The following is a 24,752-nucleotide window of genomic DNA, read 5'->3' as shown; positions in this document are numbered from 1 at the left end:
ACCCCTGTCCGACAGCCAGGTGCAATGGCGGCCACCCGGCGGCGCGGCATCGTCGGCGCCATGCGAAGGAGACCTGTTGAGATCAAGATGACGGTGCTGTACCTCGCCGTCGCGTTTCTGGCGGCCGGCGCGCTGGGCGCCGTGCAGCCCGTGACCCGGATACCCGCCGAAGTCGTTCAGCTGACACAGTTCGGCCCCGCTCTCGGCGTGGGAATCGTCGCGCTGCTGTGGCCCGGACGGGTGCGTGAACTGTTCGCCGGGGGCCGGTCGGTCCGGGTGCGTGGGGCACTGCTGCTCGTCACGGCGCCGCTGATCACCATCGTTGCCGCCGCCGGGTACGCGGCGGTCACCGGGGAGGTCCGGCTGATGCGCCCTGCCGCCCCGTTCGTACTGGTCGCGGTGGCGCAGTTGATCGGGGCGTGTGGAGAGGAGATCGGATGGCGCTGCCTGCTGCAGCCCCTGCTGCGCCCCCGGTTCGGCCGGCTGGGCGCCTCGATGGTGGTAGGCGTGGTGTGGGGTGTCTGGCATGTGCAGGTCTTCGCACAGCACCCGTTGTACGCGGCCTCGTTCCTGCTGGCGGCCGTATCCATGTCGGTGGTGCTGGGTTGGGCTCTCGACGGTGCGGGCGGGTCCAGGCTGCTGCTGGCGGGAGGCTTCCACGCCCTGATCAACCTCGGCATGCTGCTGGCCATGGACGAGGAGTCCGGTGCGGTGCTCCCCATGGTGCTCTTCGGCTCGTCGTGCCTGGTGGCGGCGGTGTGGTGGGTCCGGGCGGCAGGTCCGGGCCGGGGCAGTGCGGCGCAGTCGTCCACGCCCGCGCCGACTAGGCTGCCCTCGATCATGAGAGATGTTCGATAAGTCGCGCGCGCCCGTCTCCCGCGCCTGTGTGGCCTTGGGCCGGTGCCAGGTGGCGAGCCTGCATGCCCTCGCGGTGTCGGCGACCGGCTCGCTGGTGGTCCTCGCCCTGCTGCTGTTGCCCGTGGGGGTCGGCTTCTGGCTGCTGCCGCGGGCCGCACGCTGGCTGCGTGCGCTGTCCGACCGCTCGCGAGCCCGTGCTGCCAGGTGGACGGGTACGCCGGTCAGCAGTCCTGAGCCGCTGCACGGCGACCGGCACCGGAACGCCCGCGCCCGCTCGACGGCTGTCCTCGGCGACGAGGGGTTCTGGCGCGACCTGACGTGGGCCTGGCTGGAGCCGGTCGCGGGCGGGCTCGTGGTCGCAGCGCCCCTCGCGCTGGTCGAGTACGGAGCGTTCGGCGTACTGGTGCAGCCGTTCGTCTGGCGGCTTCTCGGCGACGGCAACTGGTACGCGTTCGTCCCGGTGCACAGCACACCGACCATGCTGGCCGCGCTCGCACTCGGCCTGGCCCTCATGGGCGCCGGGCTGGTCATCGCCCCCGCCACGCTGCGGCTGCACGCCCGGTTGGGACGTCCGCTGCTCTCCGCCTCGCGCGGCGCCCGGCTCGCCCGGCGGGTCGAGCATCTCGCCGACACCCGCGCCCGGGCGCTGGACACCCTGGCCGCCGAACTCCGCCGCATCGAGCGGGACCTGCACGACGGGGCCCAGGCCCGGCTGGTCGCGCTCGGGATGACGGTGGACCGGGCGACGCGGCTGCTGGAGACGGACCCGCGCGCATCGCGCGAGCTGTTGCTGGATGTCCGCACCACCTCCGAGCAGGCACTGGCGGACCTGCGGTCGTTGGTCCACGGCATCCATCCGCCCGTCCTCGCCGACCGGGGCCTGGGTGATGCCGTCCGCGCGCTGGCGCTCGACAGTTTCCTCGACGTCCACGTCGAGGCCCGGCTGCCGGGCCGCTTCCCGGCGCCGGTCGAGTCCGCCGCCTACTTCGCGGTGAGCGAGGCGCTGGCGAACGCCGCGAAGCACTCCGCCGCCCGCGAGGTACGCGTCGGCCTGAGCTACGAGGCCGGTCTGCTGCGTGCCACCGTCACCGACGACGGCCGAGGCGGTGCCGACCCGTCGCGCGGTACCGGACTCAGCGGCGTACGGGAGCGGTTGGACGCCTTCGACGGCACCCTCGCCCTGCACAGCCCGGAGGGCGGGCCCACCACTCTGACGATGGAGATTCCGTGCGTGTCGTCCTCGCCGAAGACCTCTTCCTGCTGAGGGACGGGCTGACCCGCACACTGCGGGAGCACGGCGACGAGGTCGTCGCGGTGGACAACGGCCCGTCGCTGCTGCGCGCACTGCTGGAAGAAGACGAGGAGGCACCCGACCTCGCCGTCGTGGATGTCCGGCTCCCGCCGACCTACTCCGACGAGGGGCTCCAGGCCGCACTCGAAGCCCGCCGCCGACGACCCGGTCTGCCCGTTCTCGTCCTCTCCCAGTACGTCGAGACCCTGTACGCCAACGAACTGCTCGCCGGAGGCGACGGGGCCGTCGGCTATCTGCTCAAGGACCGGATCACACACACCGAGCAGTTCCTCGACGCGGTCCGGCGGGTCGCCGCCGGAGGGACGGTGATGGACCCGCAGGTCGTCTCACGGCTGCTCTCCCGTGGGGACGCCCGCGGCACGATCGGCTCTCTCACGCCCCGTGAACGCGATGTGCTGGAACTGATGGCCGAAGGCCGGTCGAACTCCTCCGTCGCGAGCTGTCTGTACCTGAGCGAGAGTGCGGTCGCCAAGCATGTCGCGAGCATTTTCGCCAAGCTGGGGATCAGCCCGTCGGCGGACGCCAACCGCAGAGTGCTTGCTGTGCTGGCCTATCTCAAGCGCTGAGGCCGGCCCCGCCGGTGCGCAGGGGCAGGCGCCGACGGCCACATGTGCGTCGGCCGATCCCGCGCAGGCCGTCAGACGGCCGGTGGATAGCGGGCTGCCAGGGCGCGGACGGCTTCGATCACGGCCTTCCGCAGCGCGGGCGGGCCCAGCACCTCCGTCTCCGCGCCCAGGCTGAGCAGATCCGAGACGGCGACCGCACAAGGTGTCAGGTACAGCCGGAAGGATTGCCGGTCCGCAGTCGAACAGCAAGCGCAGTGAAAGGCCACCTCACATGACCCAGCAGTCCACCGACGCCGCTTTCACCGTCTCGTCCTGGGACGAGGAGAACGTCACCGAAGCCGACCGCGGCCCCCGGCTGGCGCACGCAGCCATCGTCAACAACTACAGCGGCGGCATCGAGGCTGAGGGCACCACCTGCCAGTACCTGTTGACCTACACCACCGGGAAGTACGGCTCCTTCTGCGGAATGGAGCTGCTGACCGGGTCGGTCGACGGCCACGCGGGCACCTTCGTCGTCCACCAGAAGGGCACCTTCGACGAGGAGGGCGTCATCCGCTGCACCTTCGAGGTGGTTCCGGGCTCGGGTACGGGCGACCTCGCCGGTCTGTCCGGTACGGGAGGGTTCGAAGTGCGTGAGGGGGAGAACGAGGTGAAGGTGACCTTCTCCTACGAGCTGCGGGGCTGAGGCCCGGCGGCCCCGCGCGACACACGAACACGACGGCGGTCAGTGGGCGTTTCGCTCCCGCCGACCGCCGTCGTGCTCCCTCCCGCAGGCCCCCGCGAGAAGGGGCTAAGCCGGTGTGGGGGCCGAGCTCTTACCGGTGGGGGAGGGGCTGGCCGGAGCAGCGGAGCCGCCCTGTTCCTCCGGCATCTTGAGGAAGAACGTCAGCACCATGGCGACCAGGTACAGCACCAGGAAGACGATGGTCACGCCGCCCGCTCCCACCAGCGGGAGGAACAGCGAGGCGACGGCCGGGCCGACGAAGGCGGCCCCGCCCGCACCGAGGTTGAGGAGGGCCATCGCGCCGCCCTTGTTCTCGGGTGCCATGTTCGGGATCAGCGCGGAGATGGGGACGAAACCGGCCAGCGTGGCGCCGTACAGCATGCCGGCGAGCACGGCGACCCAGTAGTAGTCCGGGCCGAGCCAGGTGGGCACGAAGTAGAGCACTGTCACGCTGACGGCACAGCCGAAGGCGCCGAACGTGGCGATGGTGGTCCGCCAGCCGATCTTGTCGGAGACGGCCCCGAAGATCAGGTTGAAGAAGATGTTGGTGCCGTAGATGATCGCCAGCAATTGGAGCCACTTGTCGGTGCCGAAGCCGACGTCGTCGGAGAAGATCCGCGGCAGATAGACGAGCATGCCGAACTCGGGTGCGGTGTTGATGATCCGCACCAGGCAGCCGACCAGGACGCGCGGGTGGGTCCAGATGATCGAGACGCTGTTGAAGAGCGACTGACCGGTGGTGACGTCGGGGTCGGCCAGCCGGTCGCCGCCCTCCCGTCCCTTGGCGCCGACCAGCGCGACGGCTCCCCCGAGCAGAATGAGGCCGAGCGCGGTCCACAGGGTGCCCATCTCACCGATGGCGGGGATGGTGAAGCTGGACCACAGGGAACCGAGGGTGGGCAGGCCGCCGGTGAAGGCGAAGTAGAACCAGCCCACGGCAGTGCCGAGCCGGGCCTTGGGAGCGCTGCCGGTGATCCACACGAGGAAGCCGAAGGCGAAGAGCGGATAGCCGAAGCCGCGGATGCCGTAGAGGATCAGCATCATCGGGTAGTTCTCGGTGCCGAGCGCGAAGACCAGGTAGAGCGCGTCGAAGACCGCCCAGATGCCCAGGCCCACCCACATCACCGTGCGCGGACCCCACACCTCGGAGAGCGCGCCGGAGAACCAGGAGGCCAGCATCACGGCGACGCCGTAGACGGTGATGACATAGCCGGCCTTGACGTCGGTGCCCGCTCCGTGGTCGGCCATGTACGGCGCGATGAATCCGCTCTCGACCCCGTCACCGATCATGAACAGCAGTACGCCGATGTATCCGAGAACCAGGGGTTTCGGCAGCCCTATGCGATCGAGTAGCCCTCTGTCAGGGGCTCGGGTCGCTGGATCCGTCATCGGGGGGCCTCCGCTCTGAGGTAACCAGTTGGTGCACCGCAGATACTCAGCCCGACTGCGAGAAATATCAAGAGCTTTGTTAAAAATAACGGCCTGGGTCGTTAGGCGGTAACAGGACGGCTGCGCCGTGCGCTGCACCGTGCGCCGCGCTTGCCGCCGGGCGGGACGCCGCGCGGCCGCTGAGGGGCTGCCCCGCCGGGAAGGGTTACGGCTGCACCACCCGCACCTGCGTCAGCTTCCCCATCTCCGCCACCAGCTCGTCCTCCACCGGCCCGCTGAGCAGCACATGGTCGAAGGCGCTCACCGGGTCCAGCCGGTGCAGGGCGCTGCGGCCGACCTTGCTGTGGTCCATCAGCAGCACGCTCACCGAGCCGGCCTCCCGCATCGCGCGCTTGAGGGCGACGATCTCCTGTTCCTGGTGGTAGGTCATGGTGCCGGTGATGGCGGAGGTGGAGACGACGGTCAGGTCCACCGAGAAGCTCTTGATCATCTCCAGGGCCGAGAGCCCGATCCACGAGTCGTGGGTGCGCGAGTACTCGCCGCCGATGCTGATCAGCCGTACGTCCTCGACGGGCCGCAGCTCCTCGGTGATCAGCCGGTAGTTGGTCACCACGGTCAGCGGCCCCACCTGTGGCAGCAGCTTCGCGAAGGCCAGCGCGGTGGTCGAGTCGTCCAGCATCAGCGACATTCCTGGCGTCACGAACTCCAGCGCGGCCCTGGCCAGCGCCTCCTTCTCGCCGGTGTGCGCGTGCAGCCGGAAGTCGGAGCTGGACTCGAAGACGGTGGAGGGCTGCGCCGAGACGCCTCCGTGGTACTTGCGCAGGATGCCGCGGTCGGCGAGCTCGGCGATGTCCCGGTGCACGGTCATCACGCTGACGCCGGTCAGCTCCGTCAGCTCCGCCACCGAGGCGTCGCCCTTGGCCAGCACGTGGTCGACGATCTGCTGCTGACGCTTCTGGCGCGTGAGGCGCGCTGCTGAGTGGGCGGTCATACGGACCATCCTGCACCCCGTACGGCGCCTCCCGGCCCCCGGAGGGCGGAAGTCTCACATCGCTGCTGGTGTGCGTATCAGTCCATGAGTGACAGATAACAAAACCAGTGTTAATTTGCTGGGAGCCGAAGGTGAGGAGTTCCGGCCGTGGCCGATGCAGTGGTGTTTGACATGGACGGAGTGCTCGTCGAGAGCGAGCATCTCTGGGAGCGGCTGTGGACCGCGTTCGCCGCGGAGCGCGGCAAGCAGTGGGGGCCAGAGCAGACCAAGAGCTGCCAGGGTATGAGCGCGCCCGAGTGGGCCGCCTTCCTCACCGGGTTCGCCGGGGCCGGCGACAGCGCCGCCGACACCGAGCGCACCGTCGTGGACGGCATGATCAAGGCTCTGGAGGACGGTGAGATCGGGCTGCTGCCCGGAGCGCGCGAGATGATCGCCCAGACGGCCGCACGCGGCCCCATCGCGCTCGCCTCGTCCGCGCCGCGCCGCGTGATCGACGCCGTCCTCGCGCACCATGGAGTCGACCACCACTTCAAGGCCACCGTCTCCAGCGCCGAGGTCCCGCGCGGGAAGCCCAGCCCGGACGTCTACCTCGCGGCCGCCGAGAAGCTCGGCGTCCCCGCGGCCGACTGCCTGGCGGTCGAGGACTCCAGCAACGGGCTGCGTGCCGCCGCGGCGGCCGGGATGACGGTCGTCGCCATCCCCAACCCCGGCTATCCGCCGGCCGCGGACGCGCTGGCGGGTGCCGCGCACTCGGCGAGCGACCACGACGACGTACGCCGTTTCCTGCTCTCGCGGCTCGGCGACGGTGCCCAGCGCAAGGACGGCCTCAAGGAAGGTGACCCGGCATGACGGACCCGACAGCGGACCCGGTCAAGGTGCTGGCCTCGGGCGACCACTTCATCGCCCCCCAGCTCTTCGTCGACGCGCTCAAGGGTGCGGCGCCGGGCACCGCGCTGGACTTCCGTACCCAGACCACGCCCTGGCCGCACACCCCCTTCGGCCCCGTCGGCAACGTCAAGGAGGCCAGCGGCACCGAGGACGAGCTGCTCGAAGCGCTCGGCGACGCCGAGGTAGCGCTGATCCAGATGGCGCCGTTCACCGACCGCGTCATCCGCGAGGCCCCGCACCTGAAGCTGATCGCGGTGGCCCGCGGCGGCCCGGTGAACGTGGACGTGGCGGCGGCCACCCGCGCCGGTATCCCGGTCACCTTCACCCCCGGCCGCAACGCGGCGGCCGCCGCCGAGTTCGCGCTCGGGCTGATGCTGGCCGCGCTGCGCCGTATCCCCGCCTCCGACGCGGAGCTGAAGAAGGGCACCTGGCGCGGCGACTACTACGCCATCGAGAACGCCGGGATCGAGCTGGACGGCACCACGGTCGGGCTCGTCGGCTACGGAGCCATCGGAGCGATCGTCGCCCGGGTGCTGCGCGCCTTCGGCTCGAAGGTGCTGGTCGCCGATCCCTACGCCGACCAGGCCAAGGCGGCCGCCGACGGCGTGGAACTGGTGGCGCTGGAGGAGCTGCTGCGCCGCAGCTCGGTCGTCAGCCTGCACGCCCGCGTCACCGACGAGACCCGGCACATGCTGAACGCCGACAACCTCAAGCTGCTGCCCAAGGGCGCGGTGCTCGTCAACTCGGCGCGCGGCGAACTGATGGACTACGGTCCGCTGCCCGCGATGCTGGAGTCCGGCCACCTGGGCGCGCTGGCACTGGACGTCTACGACGTCGAGCCGCCGCCCGCCGACTGGCCGCTGCACCGCGCGCCGAACGTCATCACCACCCCGCACCTGGCGGGCGCCACCCGGCAGACCGCCGACCGCGCCGCTGCCATCACCGCGGCACAGGCGGCCGCCCACCTGCGCGGCGAGCGCCCCGAGTTCGTCGTTAACCCGGAGGTGTTCGAGACCACCGGGGGCGCCGGGGGAGGGCGGCAGTCGTGATCGTCGGGGTCGACGTCGGTACCTCGGTCACCAAGGCCCAGCTCATCGCGCGCGACGGGCGCACCACCCCCGCGCACGAGGCCCGCAGCACGCTGTACACGCTGCCGGGCAACCGCGTCGAGCAGGACATGGACGAGGTCATCGGCACGGTCGTCACCGTCGTACGGGCAGCGGTCGCCGACGCCGCGCAGCTCGACCCCCACGAGCCGATCGAGGCGCTGGCGCTGACCGGCCAGGGCGACGGCCTGTGGCTGCGGGACGCGCACGGCCGCCCGGTGGGCCGCGCACTGTCCTGGATGGACGGCCGCGCGGCCCCCGTCCTGGACAAGTGGGCCGCCGACGGCACAGCGCAGGAGGTGCACCGGCGCACCGGAGCGGGCATGTTCCCGGGCGCCGCCGGGCCGCTTCTCGCCCATCTGGCCGCACACGAGCCCGAGCGGCTGGAAGCCGCCGATGTGGCCGGGTACTGCGTCGACGCCATCGCCCAGCGCTTCACCGGCGAGCGGACCGTGGACGCCTCCGACGCCTCGGTGCCGTTCCTGGACGTGGCACGGCGTACCTACGACGACGAGGCGCTGGAGCTGTGCGGGCTGGGCCGCTGGCGGGGGCTGCTGGCCGAACCCGCGCCGCCCGGGGCGCTGTTCGGCCTGCTGCCCAAGGTAGCGGCTGAGCTGGGGCTGCCCGCCGGGCTGCCGGTCAGCGCCGGCCCGTTCGACATCCCGGCCTGTGGCTTCGGCTCGGGCCTGGAGCGGGTGGGCGAGGGCAACCTCATCATCGGCACCACCCTGGCCTGCCAGGTGCTCAGCGACGACCCGGCGCCGGGCGCGGGGGACGAGGCGGCAGGCATGATCCTGGCCACCCCCTACCAGGACCGGTATCTGCGGGTGATGCCCGCGATGATCGGCACCGCAGGACTCGACTGGCTGCTGGGCATGCTCGGCGTGCGCATCGAGGAACTCGACGCGCTGCTGGCCCAGTCCCCGTACGGCGCCGCCGGGGTCACTGCCCTGCCCTTCCTGTCCACCAGCGGCGAGCGTGCGCCCTTCGTGGACGCCCGCGCCCGCGGCCGCCTCGACGGGCTCTCGCCCCTGACCGGCCGCGCCGACCTGGTGCGCGCCCTGTGCGAGGCCGTCGCGTACTCGGCGCGGCACTGCCTGGAGACCCTCGGCGTCGACGGCGCCGTCACCGCCTGCGGCGGGGGAGCCCGCTCCGGCGAGTGGGGGCGCATCTTCGCCGGCGTACTCGGTCGGGACGTCCATGTGCGGGAGGACGCCGTGGGCATCCGCGGCGCCGCACGGGTCGCCTGGCGTGCGCTGGGCGTCGCGGCCGAGGGCTTCGGCGCCGCCGCCGAGGGCCGGGTCGCCCGCGCCGACGACGAGGCGGTCGCCTTCTACGAAGACGGCTACCACCGCTACCTCGACACCTTGGAAACAGCCCGCCGCTCCTGGTGACCCGCGCCCGGGGTGACAACACACTGCTGGAGCCCATATGACCCGCATCTGCAACGACCCGGCCCGCTTCACCGAGGACATGGTCCAAGGCTTCGTCGCGGCCCACCCCGAGCACGTCCGCGCCGTCCCGGGCGGAGGCGGCGTCGTACGGGCCCGCCGGCCCGGCACCGCGAAGGTCGCCGTGCTCACCGGCGGCGGCTCCGGCCACTACCCCGCCTTCTGCGGGGTGGTCGGTGACGGGTTCGCCGACGGCTCGGTGATCGGCAATGTCTTCACCTCACCTTCCGCCGCACAGGCGCACTCCGTGGCGACGGAGGCCGAGACCGGCGCGGGCGTACTGTTCCTGTTCGGCAACTACGCGGGCGACGTCATCAACTTCGGCCAGGCGGCGCAGCGGCTGACCGCCGAGGGCATACCGGCCCGCTGCTTCGCCGTCACCGACGACATCGCCAGCGCGCCCACGGCTGAGGCGGACCGGCGGCGCGGGATCGCGGGCGGCTTCACCGTCTACAAGACGGCCTCCGCGGCGGCCGAGGAGGGCGCGGACCTGGACGAGGTGGTCCGCATCGCCGAGCACACCAACGCCCGTACCCGCTCGCTCGGTGTGGCCTTCGCGGGGTGCACCCTGCCCGGTCAGCGGGAGCCGCTGTTCACCGTCCCGGAGGGCAAGCTGGGTCTCGGCCTGGGCATCCACGGCGAACCCGGCGTCAGCGAGAGCGAGCTGACCAGCGCCGAGGAGCTGGCCCGCACCCTGGTGGAGGGGCTGCTGGCCGAGCGGCCCGAACAAGCAGCGGCGGACCGCCGGGTCGCGGTACTGCTCAACGGCCTGGGCGCCACCAAGTACGAGGAGCTGTACGTCCTGTGGGCGTCGGTGCAGCGGCTGCTCACCGAGGCGGGGCTGGAGCTGGTACGCCCCGAGGTGGGCGAGCTGGTCACCTCGCTGGACATGGCGGGCTGCTCGCTGACCGTCACCTGGCTGGACGACGAGCTGGAACGGCTCTGGCTCGCCCCTGCCGACACCCCCGCGTTCCGCCGCGGCGTCCTCGCCCCCGAGGGCCAGGGCACCGTCGGATCGGTGCCTGCCCAGCGCACGGCCTCGGCCCCGGTGGGCGCCACGGCGACGACGACCGCCCGGACGGCCGCCACCCCGGCAGCCGCCACCCGGACGGCCGACGAGCCCGCCGCCGCAACCGGCGAGGCGGTCACCACCGCCGACACCGTCGTGCGTGCCCTCCAAGCGGCCCACACGCTGCTGCACGAGCACGAGGAGGACCTCGGTCGCCTCGACGCCGTCGCCGGGGACGGGGACCACGGGCGCGGCATGTGCAAGGGCGTGGACGCGGCGCTCGCCGCCGCCGAGAAAGCGCAGGTCACCAGCGCGGCACCGGGCGCGTTGCTGGGCGCGGCCGCGGACGCCTGGGCCGCCGAGGCGGGCGGCACCTCGGGGGCGCTGTGGGGCGCCGGCCTGCGCGCCTTCGGTACCGCGCTCCCCGCCGACCGCGCCCCCGCGCCCGCCGAGCTGGCGGCCGGCGCCCGTGCCGCGCTGGAGGCCGTCACCTCGCTCGGCAAGGCCGCACCCGGCGACAAGACCCTCGTGGACGCGCTCGCCCCGTTCGTGACCGCCTTCGAGGAGCGGCTGGAGGCGGGGGCTCCGCCCGCCGAGGCGCTCACAGCGGCGGCCGGAGCGGCCCGTACCGCCGCCGAGGCCACCGCTGGGCTGCGCCCGAAGCTGGGCCGCGCCAGGCCGCTCGCCGAGCGCAGCGTCGGCACCCCGGACCCGGGCGCCATGTCGCTGGCGCTGGTCCTGGGCGCGCTGGCCGAGACCGTACGCCCCCGCTGACCCTCTCGCCCCGCCGCCCCGCCACCCCGTCGTCACCAGGAGGAACGCACCATGAGCAGCACCCCCGCAGCGCCCCGCCGGCCCTTCCGGATCGTGGTGGGCTGCGACAACGCGGGTCTCGACTACAAGGAAGCCCTCAAGAAGGACCTGCTGGGCGACGCCCGCGTGGCCGAGGTCACCGATGTCGGGGTCGACGGCGCCGGCTCGGACATCGACCGGGCCTATCCGCACGTCGCCGTGGAGGCGGCCCGCCGTGTCGCCGACGGGGAGGCCGATCGTGCGCTGCTGATCTGCGGCACCGGGCTCGGCGTGGCCATCAGCGCCAACAAGGTCCCCGGTATCCGGGCCGTCACCGCGCACGACAGCTACTCCGTACAGCGCTCCGTGCTCAGCAACAACGCACAGGTGCTGTGTTTCGGGCAGCGCGTGATCGGTCTGGAACTGGCCCGCACATTGGTGGACGAGTGGCTGGACCAGCGCTTCGACGAGGGCTCGGCCTCGGCGGAGAAGGTCGCCGCGATAGCCGACTACGAGCGGGGCTGCTGAGGGGGTGCCCCTTCAAAAGGCAGGAGCCCCCGCCGAGGCGGGGGCTCCTTGGGTACTGCTGGATACTGCAGAGTCAGGGACTACTGCGCGGTGACATTCTCCGCCTGCGGGCCCTTGGGGCCCTGCGTGACATCGAACGACACCATCTGGTTCTCCTCGAGAGAGCGGAAACCGGATGCGTTGATCGCGGAGTAGTGGACGAAGACATCGGGACCGCCGCCGTCCTGGGCGATGAATCCGAAGCCCTTTTCGGCGTTGAACCACTTAACGGTTCCGGTAGCCATAAGCCCTCCTTGGGCCTATAAGGGTGTCCCTGCTCCCAGAACCCACAAAGAAGCCTGAAAACGACGAGAGCCCGCGGTCACATGCTCCGCAGGCTCTGTACTGCAAGGGAAACCAAACTGCAACTTGGCTTCGAGCCTAGCACGGTGGTGCCCGGCGTGGAAGGGCTGCGGATCATGTGCCGTGCGCCGGCCGAGGGACCCCGCGTGGCGGGGCCGGGAGCGGGGCGTACTCTCCGGAGAGTGACTGCGAAACCGAGGCAGGTGCGCACCCGACCCCGCGTCGCGCACATCCAGTTCCTCAACTGTCTGCCGCTGTACTGGGGCCTGGTCCACACCCACACCCTGCTGGACCTGGACCTCACCCGGGACACCCCCGAGAAGCTGAGCGAGATGATCATCGACGGACGCCTCGACATGGGGCCCGTCACTCTGGTCGAGTTCCTGCGCAACGCCGACGACCTCGTCGCGCTGCCGGACATCGCCGTGGGGTGCGACGGCGACGTGATGTCCTGCGAGATCGTCTCCCGCGTCCCGCTCGACCAGCTGGACGGCGCACGGGTGGCACTCGGCTCGACGTCGCGCACCTCGGTACGGCTGGCCGAGCTGCTCCTCGCCGAGCGGTACGGCGTCCAGCCGGAGTACTACAGCTGTCCGCCCGATCTGGAGCGGATGATGAAGGAGGCGGACGCCGCCGTCGTCATCGGCGACGTGGGGCTGCGCGCCTATCTGCGGCAGCTGCCCGAGCAGGACCTCCAGGTGCACGACCTGGGGCGGCTGTGGAAGGAGTGGACGGGGCTGCCGTTCGTCTTCGCCGTCTGGGCGGTGCGCCGCGACTTCCTCCAGCGCGCCCCGGAGACGGTGCACGAGACGCACCGGGCCTTCCTGGCCTCGCGCGATCTGGCCATGGAACAGGTCGACCAGGTGGCCGAGCACGCCGCGCGCTACGAGATCTTCGAGCCGAAGGTGCTGGAGCGGTACTTCACCACGCTCGACTTCCGGTTCGGTGAGCGGCAGCTGGAGGGTGTCGCCGAGTTCGCCCGCCGTACGGGCGCGACGACCGGTTTCCCGCCGGACGTCCGGGTGGAGATGCTGCGCGGTTGAGTGCCCCCGAATGCCCTGAGTACGGCTGGCGTAGGCTGGTCCGGCGCCGCTGTGCTGTGGTGAGCGGCCAGCTGTATCGAATGTGCGAATGTGCGACCTTTGGAGGGACGCCACGGTGACAGCGCACGTGTCGGAAGCCGACCTGCTCTCCGCCCTCGACCGCGCCGCCGCCGGGGGGCGCGTCACTCCCGAGGAGGCGCTCGACCTCTACCGGTACGCGCCTCTGCACGCGCTGGGCGCCGCCGCCGACAAGGCGCGGCGCCGCCGCTACGCGGGGACCGAGCACATCGCGACGTACATCATCGAGCGCAACATCAACTACACCAACTCGTGCGTGACGGCGTGCAAGTTCTGCGCTTTCTACGCCTCGCCCAAGAGCGACAAGGTGTGGATCCGCGACCTGGACGACATCCTGCGCCGCTGCGCGGAGACGGTGGAGCTGGGCGGCACCCAGATCATGTTCCAGGGCGGCCACCACCCGGACTTCGGGGTGGAGTACTACGAGGAGCACTTCGCCGCGATCAAGAAGGCGTTCCCGCAGCTGGTCATCCACTCCCTCGGTGCCAGCGAGGTCGAGCACATGGCGCGGATCTCCGGGGTGACGCCGAAGGAGGCGATCGAGCGCATCCACGCGGCCGGGCTCGACTCCTTCGCGGGTGCCGGGGCCGAACTGCTGCCGGCGCGGCCCCGCAAGGCCATCGCTCCGCTCAAGGAGTCGGGCGAGCGCTGGCTGGAGATCATGGAGATCGCCCACGGCCTGGGGGTGGAGTCCACCTCCACCATGCTGATGGGCACCGGCGAGACCAACGCCGAGCGGATCGAACATCTGCGGATGATCCGGGACGTGCAGGACCGCACCGGCGGCTTCCGCGCCTTCATCCCGTACACCTACCAGCCGGAGAACAACCACCTGAAGGGGCAGACGCAGGCGACCGTCTTCGAGTACCTGCGGATGATCGCCATCGCGCGGATCTTCCTCGACAACGTCGCCCACATCCAGGGCTCCTGGCTGACCACCGGCAAGGACATCGGCCAGCTCTCGCTGCACTACGGCGCCGACGACCTCGGCTCGGTGATGCTGGAGGAGAACGTCGTCTCCTCGGCGGGCGCCAAGCACCGCTCCAACCGGATGGAGCTGATCGACCTCATCCGCAAGGCGGGCCGCGTCCCGGCGCAGCGGGCCACGACGTACGAGCACCTGGTGGTGCACGACGACCCGGCGAACGACCCGGTGGACGACAAGGTCGTCTCGCACTTCTCCTCCACCGCCATCGACGGGGGAACCGCCCACCCCGAACTGGCGCTCATCGACGCGAACTGACGTCGCGGACTGGCGACGTGAACTGACGACCGGACGGACAACAGACGACGTGACGCGGGCATCCCTGGACAAGAAGCCGCACGAGGTCGCGGCCATGTTCGACGACGTGGCGGCCAAGTACGACCTCACCAACGACGTGCTCTCGCTGGGCCAGGCCCGGCTGTGGCGGCGCGCCGTCGCCGACGCCGTCGACGCGCGCCCCGGCGAGCGGGTGCTGGACCTGGCGGCGGGTACCGGCACCTCGTCGCTGCCCTTCGTGGAGGCCGGGGCCTTCACGGTGCCGTGCGACTTCTCGCTCGGCATGCTGCGCGAGGGCAAGCAGCGCCACCCCTGGATGCCCTTCACCGCCGGGGATGCGACCCGACTGCCCTTCGCGGACGCCACGTTCGACGCGGTGACCATCTCCTTCGGACTGCGCAACGTCAGCGCCGTTCAGGAGGCGCTCGCGGAGATGCGCCGGGTCACCAAGCCCGGCGGGCGCGTGCTGATCTGCGAGTTCAGCCACCCGACCTGGGCGCCCTTCCGCACCGTCTACACCGAGTACCTGATGCGCGCGCTGCCGCCGATCGCCCGGCGGGTCAGCAGCAGCCCGGACGCCTATGTCTACCTCGCGGAGTCCATCCGCGAGTGGCCCGACCAGCCGGCGCTCGCGGCCCGTCTCCAGGACGCGGGATGGACCCGGGTGGCGTGGCGCAATCTGACGGGCGGCATCGTGGCGCTGCACCGCGGGTTCCGCGCACGGGACTGATCGCGGGGCAGGGGAACCGACGCGGCGCCGGAGAACCGACACGGCGCCGGAGAACCGACACGGCGCCGGAGAACCGACACGGTGTCGCGGACTGACGCGGAGTCGGACCGAGGCGCTGCCGGCCAAGTCCGGTTGCGCTTGGATAAATCTTCTTCCCTCCAAGGGCGTTCGGCGGAACGATGTAACCCCGTCCCTACATACCGTACGCGCACGAGCGGTGCCCCTGTGTGCCGCTTCATCCCCTCCCGTACGCAACCGCATCGGAGCGCCATGTCGTCCCCGCCGCCGCCGTCATCGTCGCGCTGCTCGCAGTGCGGTGCCGAATCCCCCGCCGAGGCACGCTTCTGCATGTCGTGCGGCGCCCCGGCGGCACCGGCGGCCCCGCCCCCTCCCGCGGCGCCGCCGACCCATGCACCCACCCAGGTCTCGCAGCCGGCACAGCCCACGCCGCCGCCCACGCAGCCTCCACAGCCCGCGTACGCGCCGCCTCCGCCGCCCGGCCAACTCACCGGGCCCGCCCGGCCCAGCCCGGTCGGCATGTTCCTGGCACGCACCGTCAAGGGCGACTGGCTCGGCGCGCTGCGTGTCGCCGGGTGGCCGCTGGCACTGGTGTTCGTCGCGGCCTGCGCCATCGGCATCTGGTCCAACGACGAGATCGACGACCTGGACATCGGCTGGGGCACCCGGATGCGGGTCGCGCTGGCCGCGCTGCTCCAGGGGGTCGGCGGCGGATTCGGCGTCTCGGCCGACGCCGGCACCCTCACCCAGGGCTCGCGTGTCGCCGGAGACGCGGAGCTCTCCGGGATGCCGCTGCTGGTGACCGCCGTCTGGATCGGCGCTCTCGTCGTCGCGGCCCGCCGCGAGCGGCGCCGGCTGGCAACGGCGCCGCCCTCGGCCGGCTTCGAGGCGGCGCTGCGGATCGGCGCAGTGTGCGGACTCGGGGGGCTCGCGCTGGGGCTGTACGCCTCTCCCTCGTACGAGGGGTTGGAGTTGGAGTCCGCGCCCGGACTCACCCTGCTGTGGAGCTTCCTGCTCTCCACGTTCGTCGCCGCGGTGGTGCTGGGCCGGGGAGCGACCGACGCCTGGTTGGCCGCGCGCCCCGGCCCCCGCGTGGTGGTGGGTGCGCTGCGGACGGCGGGGCTCGCGCTGGTGTGCGTGAGCGCGCTGGCCGCCGTCGTGATGTTCATCGTCCTGGTCTCCCAGGACGGCGCCGACACCGGCTCCGTGTGGGCACTGGTGGCGCTGCTGCCCAACGTCGGTGCCTTCGGCCTCGCCCTGGCCTGGGGCGCGCCGACCGACATCAAGTGGAACGTCAGCGAGTTGAGCTCGGGGCGCGAGTCGTTCGGCTACGGGGAGTTGAGCGACCTCGCCGACGGCTGGGCTGTGGTGGGCGCGCTGGCCGGGGGGCTGGCGTGCGCGCTGCTGCTGGGCACGTTGGTGGCCCGGCGCAGTGCCGACCGCCGCGAACAGCTGCTCGCGGCCGGGTTGTTCGTCCTCGGCCTGCTGGTGATCGCCGGTCTGGCCGGAGCGGGCTACACGGCCGACTTCCGCGAGTCGACCGCTGCCGTGCACGACGGAAGCAGCGGTCTCGGCAGCGACTACGACGGCAACTACGGTGAGGATTACGGCGACTTCGGGTCCGGCGACCGCCTCTACGCGAACGGAGAAGTCGCGATCGGCATCGCCGAGCTGCTGCTGTTCGCGCTGCTGTGGTCGTACGGCGGCACGCTGCTGGTTCCGTTCGTGCGGGCCCAGTTCGGCAAGGGCGGCCCGGGCGGGACGGGCCCGGGCGCGTACGGCGCCGGAGCGTACGGCGCCGGGGCGTACGGCGCCGGGACTTACGGAGCGGGGACGTACGGCGGCTACGGTGCCGGGAGTTATGGACCGGGCAGCTACGCCCCAACCGCCACGGGGGCACCGGCCGCGCCCGCCGGGCCGCCGCCCGCCCCGGCGCCGGCACCCGGTCAGGGGGACGAGCCGGGGGCCGCGTACCCGGCCACCGAGACCGGGGACGGCCCCGAAGTCCTTGGCCCGGGTGGGGGCGGCGGTCCCGTGCCGCCGCCGCAGCGCAGGCGGGGACTGATGTGGGCGGGGCTCGTCCTGGCCGTGTTCCTGGTGGGCGGCATCGCGGCCGGGGGTGCCTTCTACCTGGCGGGTGACGATGGCAAGAGTGACAGCAAGTCGGCCGCCGGGAAGCCCACGAAGGGAACCACCAAGGACTCCTCCAAGAAGCAGCAGCCCGCCGACGAGGAGCAGCAGGGGCCGAAGCCCGCACCGTCCGACAGCTTTGGTGCTCCTGTCCCCGACGACGACACCGGAACCGGCGAGGACGTCGGCGCGGGCGGCTCACCGGGCAGCCCGCAGACCACCGAGCTGCCCGAGGGCTTCGAGCGGATGGACGACCCCAAGGGGTTCTCCGTCGGCGTCATGGAGGGCTGGCAGCGCCGTACGAAGGGCACCCAGGTCGACTACGAGGCGCCCACCGGGGGCGACTACCTGCGGATCGGCATCATCGAGAACGCCGGCCAGTCCTCGTACGAGAACTTCCGCACCCTGGAGAACGGCGCGCGCAAGCGGGACGGGTACCGGCGGCTCGAACTGACGAAGAACACCTTCCGGGGGCGGCCCGGCGCCCGCTGGGAGTTCGTCTACACCTCGGACGACTCGGGCCGCACCATCCACGCCATCGACCAGGCGTATGTCAGCGAGGACGGCACCGAGTACAGCATCTATGTGGAGAACCGCTACGACGAGTGGGACCCGGACCGCGAACAGGTCTTCAGTACCGCGCTGAGCACCTGGGACGAGGACGGGAACTGACGGAGCCGAGGGCGTGAACCGTGCGGCCCCCGAGGGCGGGGGCCGCACAACGACGGGGTCCGCGCGCCCGCATAGACTGGCGCGGTCAGCCGAATCAGCCAGCACGCGGGAGTCCCAGTGGCCGATCCCCAGTCGAAGGCAACAGCTTCCGAGCGGACCGCCGATGTGATCGTCGTCGGTGCCGGGCCCGCGGGCTCCACGACCGCGTACCACCTGGCGCGCAGCGGTCTGGACGTGCTGCTGCTGGAGAAGACGGCGTTCCCGCGCGAGAAGGTGTGCGGCGACGGCCTCACCCCGCGCGCCACCAAGCAGCTCGTGGCGATGGGGATCGACATCTCCGAAGAGGCGGGCTGGCTGCGCAACAAGGGCCTGCGCATCATCGGCGGCGGGCACCGCCTCCAGCTCCCCTGGCCGGAGCTGGCCAGCTACCCGGACTACGGCCTGGTCCGCAAGCGCGACGACTTCGACGAGCAGCTCGCCCGCCAGGCGCAGAAGGCAGGCGCACGGCTGCACGAGCGCTGCAACGTCACCGAACCGGTCCTGGACGAGCGGACCGGCCGTGTCACCGGGGTGCACGCCAAGCTGGGCGAGGAGAAGACCCCGGTCACGTTCCATGCCCCGGTCGTCGTCGCGGCCGACGGCAACTCGACCCGGCTGTCGCTGAAGATGGGCCTGCACCGCCGCGAGGACCGGCCGATGGGCGTCGCGGTCCGTACGTACTTCACCTCGCCGCGGCACGACGACGACTACCTCGAGTCCTGGCTGGAGCTGTGGGACCGGCGGGGCCCCGAGGACCGGCTGCTGCCCGGCTACGGCTGGATCTTCGGCATGGGCGACGGCACCTCCAACGTCGGCCTCGGCGTCCTCAACACCTCCGCGGCCTTCAAGGAGCTCGACTGGCGCGAGGTGCTCAAGGCGTGGTGCGCCTCGATGCCCGAGGAGTGGGGTTACACCCCGGAGAACATGACGGGCCCCATCCGCGGTGCCGCGCTCCCCATGGCCTTCAACCGCCAGCCCCACTACACCAAGGGCCTGCTGCTGGTCGGTGACGCGGGCGGACTGGTGAACCCGTTCAACGGGGAGGGCATCGCCTACGCCATGGAGTCCGGTGCCATCGCCGCCGAGACCATCGTCCAGGCACACGCGCGGGCCACCCCGGCGCAGCGGGAGCTGGCCCTGCGCCGCTACCCGAAGCTCCTCAAGGACACCTACGGCGGTTACTACACGATGGGCCGCGCCTTTGTGAAGCTCATCGGCAACCCCAAGGTCATGAAGCTCGCCACCGAACGCGGCCTCACGCACCCGGTCCTGATGCGCTTCACCCTCAAGATGCTCGCCAACCTCACCGACCCCACCGGCGGCGACGCCATGGACCGCACCATCAACGGCCTCGCCAAGGTGACACCCAAAGCCTGACGGCGGGGCCCGACGCCCGTGACACCAGAAGGGCCCCGCCGGAGGCGGGGCCCTTCCTGTTGTACGGCTCGCGCTCAGAGCACTCGGGCTCAGAGCACCCGGACCGCGCCGGTGGGCTGGTCGTAGCTCAGCGGGCGCTCCACGATGCCGGTGGAGGAGTTCTGGGCGCCGATGAACTTGCCGCCGCCGACGTAGACGGCCACGTGGTAGGCGTTGCCCGCGCTGCCCCAGTAGAGGATGTCGCCCGGCTGGAGGTTGCTCAGGGAGACGGGGGTGCCGGCCGTGGACTGCGGCTGCGAGGTGCGCGGCAGGTTGACGCCGATCTGCTTGAAGGCCGCCTGGGTCAGCCCCGAGCAGTCGTAGGCCGAGGGGCCGGTGGCGCCCAGGACGTAGGACTTGCCGACCTGGGCCCGCAGGAAGCTGAGAAGGGTGGCCACATTGCCGCCCTGCGGCGCGGTGGCCTTGGTGGAGAGGGAGGCGCGGTCGGTGGAGCGGGAGGCGCGCTCCTTCGCCTGCTGAGCCGCCTCACGGGCGGCCGCCGCCTTGCGCTTGGCCTCGGCCTTGCGCTTGGCCTCGGCCTCGGCCTTCTGCTTGTTCTCCTTGGCCTGCTTCTTGGCTTCGGTGGCCGCGTGGTCCTGGGCCTGCTGGAGGCTGTACTGCTGGGCGGACTCGCGCAGGGACTCGGCCGCGAGCGTGGTGGTGTCGGCCGTGGAGAGGGTGGGCATCTCCACTGTCTCGGCCGGTGCGTTCTTGTCGGCCGCCTGGGCCGGCGCCGCCGCCGCGGTGAGGGCAATGGTGCCCATGACGCCGCCCGTCATACCCGCACGCAGCGCCGTATTCATCTTGCTGGAGCGGGGCTTTCGGTGGCTGGGAATCTGAGCTTTCGGGGACATGAAGGAATGCCTAGCAGGCTCCAATCCCTTGTCTCAACAATCGTGCGATGCGCCACAGTCGCCGCGATCACGGCCACTTGAGCCCTACGGGCGTTGCCCGGGGCGGCTTCCCCGACGTGATCATTGCCCAACTACGGGGCCGTGACCACGGAGTTGTCCGCATTGCCGGAATACCTGCTCCGCTTACCACGGAGAAAAGGTGAGCGCAAAGAAGGCAGCGGCTGCCGATAATGGGCGTGGCGCAGCTCACATTTCTCGCGGACCCGCGAACTCAACCCATCTCAACTCTTCGTGCAAAGCGGACGTTGGCCCCCTATCGCCCATCCTGCTCGGTAACGGGCCGGACTCGGCGGGGTCGCGCGGGGGTCTCGGTGCTTGTGCCGGGCTTCACGAGCGCACGATCTCCAGTGGTTCGCGCATAGCAGGTGAAACCGTCCATCGCGAATTTGCCTCTGCACCCCCGTGCTTGGTACAGCGACCCGTCTCCAACGGCTGTGAGCACGGTCGAATGTCACCTCAGGTGACCATTCGGGGGCTTTGCGTATGTAGATTGCCGCCCATCTGATCGGATGATTGGCCATCAGGTGGTGGAGATCACAAACTCGTTGTCGGCCCCCGTGTCGCAGATCACAGAGGGGCGGGCTTAAGATGCCTGCGAACAGGGCTTGTGAACTGCCTCACATAGGAGCGATCTTCGTGGGGGTGCGCAGCGGCCCAGCGGTCTGCCGGCAGTCAGAGTCGACGCCTGGAAGGAGACGGGAGCGGTGAACGTCTACACACCAATCCTCGTACTGGGAGCGATCGCGGCCGCGTTCACGGTCTTCTCCGTGGTCGTGGCCTCGATCGTCGGCCCCAAGCGCTACAACCGGGCAAAGCTGGAGGCGTACGAGTGCGGCATCGAGCCCACGCCGCAGCCGGCCGGAGGCGGCCGATTCCCGGTGAAGTACTACCTGACGGCGATGCTCTTCATCATCTTCGACATCGAAATCGTCTTCCTCTACCCGTGGGCCGTCCATTTCGACTCACTCGGGATGTTCGGGCTCGTCGAAATGCTGGTCTTCGTCGCCCTCATCGGTATCGCGTACGCCTACGACTGGCGGCGCGGCGGCCTGGAATGGGACTAGGGGCAGGATAAGCAATGGGACTTGAAGAGAAACTGCCGAGCGGTTTTCTGCTCACGACTGTTGAGAAGATGGCAGGCGCGGCGCGTAAATCATCCATGTTCCCGGCGACGTTCGGGCTCGCCTGCTGCGCCATCGAGATGATGACGACCGGCGCGGGCCGTTACGACCTCGCTCGGTTCGGCATGGAGGTCTTCCGCGGTTCACCGCGCCAGGCCGACCTGATGATCGTGGCGGGCCGGGTGAGCCAGAAGATGGCGCCGGTGCTGCGGCAGGTGTACGACCAGATGCCGAACCCCAAATGGGTCATCTCCATGGGTGTGTGTGCCTCTTCCGGCGGAATGTTCAACAACTACGCCATTGTGCAGGGCGTCGACCACGTCGTTCCGGTCGATATTTACCTGCCCGGCTGCCCGCCGCGGCCCGAGATGTTGCTGGACGCCATTCTCAAACTGCACGAGAAGATCCTGAATACGAAGCTCGGCGTCAATCAGAAGGAAGCGGCCCGCGAGGCGGAGGAGGCGGCCATGAAGGCCGTGCCGACGATCGAGATGAAGGGGCTGCTGCGATGAGTACATCGAATGGGAACGGTCCCAAGGACTCGCCGCGTCCCAAGGGCCCCAACGAGAACGACCCCACCCAGCGGGGTGAGGAGTCCCTGCCCGTACCGCAGGGGGACCCGGGTGAGGTCATCGACGTCCGGCGCGGCATGTTCGGCGCCCGCAACGGCGGCGACACCTCCGGCTACGGCGGCCTGGTGCGCACCGTACGGCTGCCCGGTGCGACGCCCCGCCCGTACGGCGGACCACGCGGCGGAGCCGCATATGGGCCCTTCGACGAGGTGGCCGACGAGCTCGAAGGCGCGCTGGAGGAGCAGGGCCTCGACCCCGACCAGGTCATCGAGCGCACGGTGGTCGACCGCGGTGAGCTGACCTTCCACATCGCCCGCGAGCAGCTGCCCACCGTGGCCCGCACCCTGCGCGACGACCCCGCGCTCCGCTTCGAGCTGTGCACCGGGGTGAGCGGCGTCCACTACCCGGGCGACAAGGGGCGCGAGCTGCACGCCGTCTACCACCTGCGCTCGATCACCCACAACCGGCTGATCCGCATGGAGGTCAGCGCGCCCGACGCGGACCCGCACGTGCCCTCGATCGTCGACATCTATCCGACGAACGACTGGCACGAGCGCGAGACATACGACTTCTTCGGGCTGATCTTCGACGGTCACCCGGCGCTGACGCGGATCATAATGCCGGACGACTGGCAGGGCTTTCCGCAGCGCAAGGACTATCCGCTCGGCGGTATTCCCGTCGAGTACAAGGGCGCCCAGATTCCCGCTCCTGACCAGCGGAGGTCGTACACCTAAATGTCCTCTACAACCCACGCACCCGCAGGCATTCGGGAGACAACCGAAGGCACCGTCTACGACGTCACCGGAGGGGACTGGGACGAGCTGGCCGCCCACGCCGCCAAGAGCGACGACGAGCGGATCATCGTCAACATGGGTCCCCAGCACCCCTCCACACACGGGGTGCTGAGGCTGATCCTGGAGATCGACGGCGAGACGGTCACCGAGGCCCGCTGCGGCATCGGCTACCTGCACACCGGCATCGAGAAGAACCTCGAGTACCGGACCTGGACCCAGGGCACCACGTTCGTCACCCGCATGGACTATCTGACGCCGTTCTTCAACGAGACGGCGTACTGCCTGGCGGTGGAGCGGATGCTGGGCATCGAGGACGAGGTGCCCGACCGCGCCAACGTCATCCGGGTGCTGCTGATGGAGCTCAACCGGCTCTCCTCGCACCTGGTGGCCATCGCCACCGGCGGTATGGAGCTGGGCGCCACCACGGTGATGATCTTCGGCTTCCGCGACCGCGAACTGATCCTCGACCTCTACGAGCTGATCACCGGGCTGCGGATGAACCACGCCTACATCCGGCCCGGCGGGCTCTCCCAGGACATTCCGCCGGGGACCGTGGACGCGCTGCGCGAGTTCCTCAAGAAGATGCGCAAGAACTTGCCCGAGTACGACGCGCTGGCCACCGGCAACCCCGTCTTCAAGGCCCGGCTGCAGGACATCGGCTACCTCGATCTGGCCGGCTGCATGGCGCTGGGCGCCACAGGGCCGATCCTTCGCTCCGCCGGGCTGCCGCACGACCTGCGCAAGGCCCAGCCCTACTGCGGCTACGAGACCTACGACTTCGAGGTCCCGACCGTGGACACCTGCGACTCCTACGGGCGGTTCCTGGTCCGTCTCGAGGAGATGCGCCAGTCGCTGCGGATCATCGAGCAGTGCGTGGACCGGCTGGAGCCCGGCCCCGTGATGGTCGCCGACAAGAAGATCGCCTGGCCGGCCCAGCTCGCCCTCGGCCCGGACGGGCTCGGTAACTCCCTCGACCACATCAAGAACATCATGGGCACCTCCATGGAGGCGCTGATCCACCACTTCAAGCTGGTGACCGAGGGCTTCCGGGTGCCGCCGGGCGAGACGTACGCGGCCGTCGAGTCGCCCAAGGGCGAGCTGGGCGTGCACGCCGTCAGCGACGGCGGCACCCGCCCCTACCGGGTGCACTTCCGCGACCCCTCCTTCACCAACCTGCAATCCATGGCGGCGATGTGCGAGGGCGGCCAGGTCGCCGACGTCATCGTCGCCGTCGCGTCCATCGACCCCGTGATGGGAGGCGTCGACCGGTGACGAACGTCGAGATGGGCATCCCCGAGATGCCCGCGCCCGACTACCCCGCCGAGGTACGCGAGCGGCTGGAGGCGGACGCGCGCGAGATCATCGCCCGCTACCCGGGCAGCCGGTCGGCGCTGCTGCCGCTGCTGCACCTGGTGCAGTCCGAGGAGGGCCACGTGACCCGCACCGGGCAGCGGTTCTGCGCGGAGATGCTGGAGCTGACCACGGCCGAGGTCAACGCCGTGGCCACCTTCTACTCCATGTACCGCCGCAAGGCTTCGGGCGACTACCAGGTGGGGGTGTGCACCAACACGCTGTGCGCGGTGATGGGTGGCGACGCCATCTACGCCTCGCTGCGCGAACACCTGGGCGTCGGCGACGGGGAGACCACCGAGGACGGCAAGATCACCCTCGAACACGTCGAGTGCAACGCGGCCTGCGACTTCGCACCGGTCGTGATGGTCAACTGGGAGTTCTTCGACAACCAGACCCCCGACAGCGCCCGCGCCCTCGTCGACGACCTGCGCGCGGGCCGCGAGGTCGCCCCCACCCGTGGTGCGCCGCTGTGCACCTTCAAGCAGACCGCGCGGTTGCTGGCGGGCTTCCCCGACGAGCGGCCCGACGCGGTGGACGCGTCCGGCAGCGCAGGTCCCGCCTCGCTGGCCGGGCTGCGACTGGCCAAGGGGGAGTCCACCCCCGGCGTCGTCGCCCCGCGCGGAGCGGCATCCGACGAGGAGGGGAAGTGACGACG

At 70.7% G+C, this 24,752-nt stretch carries 24 protein-coding genes and 1 pseudogene; 20 read left to right on the top strand and 5 right to left on the bottom strand.

Going from position 1 to position 24,752, the window contains the following annotated elements; translation table 11 throughout:
* Positions 1-60: 60 nt before the first annotated feature.
* From JW592_RS22800 to JW592_RS22790, 3 genes are read left to right on the top strand one after another with little or no spacing between them, the layout of a single operon-like run.
* The gene (locus tag JW592_RS22800) at positions 61-858 is read left to right on the top strand and encodes a CPBP family intramembrane glutamic endopeptidase (RefSeq protein ID WP_229376594.1); all 798 of its coding nucleotides are present in this window, start codon (positions 61-63) and stop codon (positions 856-858) included.
* Entirely contained in the window at positions 848-2,122 is a 1,275-nt protein-coding gene (locus JW592_RS22795; protein ID WP_209267054.1) for a sensor histidine kinase, read from the top strand. The genes JW592_RS22800 and JW592_RS22795 overlap by 11 nt, the downstream gene beginning before the upstream one ends.
* On the top strand, positions 2,086-2,736 hold the full coding sequence (locus tag JW592_RS22790) for a response regulator transcription factor (protein ID WP_209267053.1): 651 nt from the start codon (positions 2,086-2,088) through the stop codon (positions 2,734-2,736). Before JW592_RS22795 ends, JW592_RS22790 begins: the two co-directional genes overlap by 37 nt.
* A 71-nt stretch (positions 2,737-2,807) precedes the next feature.
* On the opposite strand, the gene JW592_RS22785 is transcribed toward JW592_RS22790, so the two are convergent.
* Positions 2,808-3,002 (bottom strand): WCX domain-containing protein, encoded by a 195-nt coding sequence (locus JW592_RS22785; protein WP_307805507.1) that lies wholly within the window; start codon positions 3,000-3,002, stop codon positions 2,808-2,810.
* A 5-nt stretch (positions 3,003-3,007) separates the two neighbouring features.
* Between JW592_RS22785 and JW592_RS22780 the strand changes: the two genes are divergently transcribed.
* Positions 3,008-3,421, top strand: a complete 414-nt coding sequence (locus JW592_RS22780; protein ID WP_209267052.1) for a DUF3224 domain-containing protein — start codon at positions 3,008-3,010, stop codon at positions 3,419-3,421.
* Between the two features lie 105 nt (positions 3,422-3,526).
* On the opposite strand, the gene JW592_RS22775 is transcribed toward JW592_RS22780, so the two are convergent.
* On the bottom strand, positions 3,527-4,849 hold the full coding sequence (locus JW592_RS22775) for an MFS transporter (protein ID WP_209267051.1): 1,323 nt from the start codon (positions 4,847-4,849) through the stop codon (positions 3,527-3,529).
* Between the two features lie 205 nt (positions 4,850-5,054).
* Positions 5,055-5,840, bottom strand: coding sequence for a DeoR/GlpR family DNA-binding transcription regulator (locus tag JW592_RS22770; protein WP_209267050.1), 786 nt, complete (start codon positions 5,838-5,840; stop codon positions 5,055-5,057).
* Positions 5,841-5,987: 147 nt separating this feature from the next.
* Between JW592_RS22770 and JW592_RS22765 the strand changes: the two genes are divergently transcribed.
* Genes JW592_RS22765 through JW592_RS22745 form a run of 5 tightly spaced genes read left to right on the top strand, consistent with a single transcriptional unit; the run spans position 5,988 to position 11,614 of the window.
* Positions 5,988-6,689, top strand: a complete 702-nt coding sequence (locus JW592_RS22765; RefSeq protein WP_209267049.1) for an HAD family hydrolase — start codon at positions 5,988-5,990, stop codon at positions 6,687-6,689.
* Positions 6,686-7,777 carry a 2-hydroxyacid dehydrogenase gene (locus JW592_RS22760; protein WP_209267048.1) on the top strand — a complete coding sequence of 364 codons (1,092 nt, stop codon included), beginning with the start codon at positions 6,686-6,688 and terminating at the stop codon, positions 7,775-7,777. The genes JW592_RS22765 and JW592_RS22760 overlap by 4 nt, the downstream gene beginning before the upstream one ends.
* The gene (locus JW592_RS33430) at positions 7,774-9,228 is read left to right on the top strand and encodes an FGGY-family carbohydrate kinase (RefSeq protein ID WP_209267047.1); all 1,455 of its coding nucleotides are present in this window, start codon (positions 7,774-7,776) and stop codon (positions 9,226-9,228) included. Before JW592_RS22760 ends, JW592_RS33430 begins: the two co-directional genes overlap by 4 nt.
* 37 nt (positions 9,229-9,265) lie before the next feature.
* Positions 9,266-11,068: a dihydroxyacetone kinase family protein gene (locus tag JW592_RS22750; RefSeq protein ID WP_209267046.1), complete on the top strand. Its 1,803-nt coding sequence runs from the start codon at positions 9,266-9,268 to the stop codon at positions 11,066-11,068.
* A 51-nt stretch (positions 11,069-11,119) separates the two neighbouring features.
* A complete protein-coding gene (locus JW592_RS22745; RefSeq protein WP_209267045.1) occupies positions 11,120-11,614 on the top strand; it encodes a ribose-5-phosphate isomerase in 495 nt (164 codons plus the stop codon).
* 80 nt (positions 11,615-11,694) lie between these two features.
* Here the strand turns inward: JW592_RS22745 and JW592_RS22740 are convergent, their stop codons facing one another.
* Complete coding sequence (locus JW592_RS22740) at positions 11,695-11,898, bottom strand: cold-shock protein (protein ID WP_019354156.1); 204 nt, start codon at positions 11,896-11,898, stop codon at positions 11,695-11,697.
* Positions 11,899-12,159: 261 nt separating this feature from the next.
* Between JW592_RS22740 and JW592_RS22735 the strand changes: the two genes are divergently transcribed.
* The 6 genes and pseudogenes from JW592_RS22735 to JW592_RS22715 all read left to right on the top strand — a co-directional run bounded on the left by JW592_RS22735 (position 12,160) and on the right by JW592_RS22715 (position 19,304).
* Positions 12,160-12,999 (top strand): menaquinone biosynthetic enzyme MqnA/MqnD family protein, encoded by an 840-nt coding sequence (locus JW592_RS22735; protein WP_209267076.1) that lies wholly within the window; start codon positions 12,160-12,162, stop codon positions 12,997-12,999.
* A 115-nt stretch (positions 13,000-13,114) separates the two neighbouring features.
* Positions 13,115-14,320: a cyclic dehypoxanthinyl futalosine synthase gene (mqnC, locus tag JW592_RS22730; protein ID WP_307805506.1), complete on the top strand. Its 1,206-nt coding sequence runs from the start codon at positions 13,115-13,117 to the stop codon at positions 14,318-14,320.
* Positions 14,321-14,369: 49 nt separating this feature from the next.
* Entirely contained in the window at positions 14,370-15,068 is a 699-nt protein-coding gene (locus JW592_RS22725; protein ID WP_209267043.1) for a demethylmenaquinone methyltransferase, read from the top strand.
* A gap of 270 nt (positions 15,069-15,338) precedes the next feature.
* Positions 15,339-15,431 (top strand): annotated as a pseudogene (locus JW592_RS33715) (zinc-ribbon domain-containing protein); the annotation flags it as partial.
* 174 nt (positions 15,432-15,605) lie between these two features.
* The gene (locus tag JW592_RS22720) at positions 15,606-17,888 is read left to right on the top strand and encodes a serine/threonine kinase C-terminal domain-containing protein (protein ID WP_209267042.1); all 2,283 of its coding nucleotides are present in this window, start codon (positions 15,606-15,608) and stop codon (positions 17,886-17,888) included.
* A 117-nt stretch (positions 17,889-18,005) separates the two neighbouring features.
* Complete coding sequence (locus tag JW592_RS22715) at positions 18,006-19,304, top strand: geranylgeranyl reductase family protein (RefSeq protein WP_209267041.1); 1,299 nt, start codon at positions 18,006-18,008, stop codon at positions 19,302-19,304.
* Between the two features lie 89 nt (positions 19,305-19,393).
* Here the strand turns inward: JW592_RS22715 and JW592_RS22710 are convergent, their stop codons facing one another.
* Positions 19,394-20,197 carry a C40 family peptidase gene (locus JW592_RS22710; RefSeq protein ID WP_209267040.1) on the bottom strand — a complete coding sequence of 268 codons (804 nt, stop codon included), beginning with the start codon at positions 20,195-20,197 and terminating at the stop codon, positions 19,394-19,396.
* Positions 20,198-20,961: 764 nt separating this feature from the next.
* Here JW592_RS22710 and JW592_RS22705 point away from each other — a divergent pair.
* From JW592_RS22705 to nuoE, 5 genes are read left to right on the top strand one after another with little or no spacing between them, the layout of a single operon-like run.
* Complete coding sequence (locus JW592_RS22705) at positions 20,962-21,321, top strand: NADH-quinone oxidoreductase subunit A (protein ID WP_019354165.1); 360 nt, start codon at positions 20,962-20,964, stop codon at positions 21,319-21,321.
* A gap of 14 nt (positions 21,322-21,335) precedes the next feature.
* Complete coding sequence (locus JW592_RS22700; protein WP_209267039.1) at positions 21,336-21,890, top strand: NuoB/complex I 20 kDa subunit family protein; 555 nt, start codon at positions 21,336-21,338, stop codon at positions 21,888-21,890.
* Positions 21,887-22,684 carry an NADH-quinone oxidoreductase subunit C gene (locus JW592_RS22695; protein WP_209267038.1) on the top strand — a complete coding sequence of 266 codons (798 nt, stop codon included), beginning with the start codon at positions 21,887-21,889 and terminating at the stop codon, positions 22,682-22,684. Before JW592_RS22700 ends, JW592_RS22695 begins: the two co-directional genes overlap by 4 nt.
* The gene (locus JW592_RS22690) at positions 22,685-24,016 is read left to right on the top strand and encodes an NADH-quinone oxidoreductase subunit D (protein ID WP_209267037.1); all 1,332 of its coding nucleotides are present in this window, start codon (positions 22,685-22,687) and stop codon (positions 24,014-24,016) included. It abuts the gene before it with no gap.
* The gene (gene nuoE, locus JW592_RS22685) at positions 24,013-24,747 is read left to right on the top strand and encodes an NADH-quinone oxidoreductase subunit NuoE (protein ID WP_209267036.1); all 735 of its coding nucleotides are present in this window, start codon (positions 24,013-24,015) and stop codon (positions 24,745-24,747) included. The genes JW592_RS22690 and nuoE overlap by 4 nt, the downstream gene beginning before the upstream one ends.
* Positions 24,748-24,752: the final 5 nt, after the last annotated feature.

Origin of the sequence: Streptomyces spirodelae (genome assembly GCF_017676385.1) — a bacterium.
GTDB lineage: Bacteria > Actinomycetota > Actinomycetes > Streptomycetales > Streptomycetaceae > Streptomyces > Streptomyces spirodelae.
The sequence above is the reverse complement of the archived record's forward strand: the minus strand, read 5'-3'. Positions and strand labels throughout refer to the sequence as shown.